4 tRNA genes are annotated in these 346 nt (G+C 51.7%); all 4 read right to left on the reverse strand.

Annotated features, from left to right (window positions below):
* Nucleotides 1-82: transfer RNA gene (locus AB1J10_RS12615), tRNA-Leu, on the reverse strand.
* Between the two features lie 13 nt (nucleotides 83-95).
* Nucleotides 96-171: transfer RNA gene (locus tag AB1J10_RS12620), tRNA-Lys, on the reverse strand.
* A 6-nt stretch (nucleotides 172-177) separates the two neighbouring features.
* A tRNA-Thr gene (locus AB1J10_RS12625) sits at nucleotides 178-253 on the reverse strand.
* A 9-nt stretch (nucleotides 254-262) separates the two neighbouring features.
* Nucleotides 263-338 (reverse strand) — tRNA-Val (locus AB1J10_RS12630).
* Between the last annotated feature and the right edge of the window lie 8 nt (nucleotides 339-346).

Below are 346 nucleotides of genomic sequence, written 5' to 3' on the forward strand. Positions count from 1 at the left end.
TGCGGGTGAAGGGAGTCGAACCCCCACGCCGTAAGGCGCTAGATCCTAAGTCTAGTGCGTCTGCCAATTCCGCCACACCCGCGTTATTTGATTAATGGTGAGCCATAGAGGATTCGAACCTCTGACCCTCTGATTAAAAGTCAGATGCTCTACCAACTGAGCTAATGGCTCTAAAGATGGTGCCGGCCAGAGGACTTGAACCCCCAACCTACTGATTACAAGTCAGTTGCTCTACCAGTTGAGCTAGGCCGGCAAATTAAAATGGTGGAGGATGACGGGTTCGAACCGCCGACCCTCTGCTTGTAAGGCAGATGCTCTCCCAGCTGAGCTAATCCTCCGTTTATAT

Source organism: Staphylococcus cohnii species complex 1663 (assembly GCF_041008415.1).
Taxonomy (GTDB): domain Bacteria; phylum Bacillota; class Bacilli; order Staphylococcales; family Staphylococcaceae; genus Staphylococcus; species Staphylococcus ureilyticus.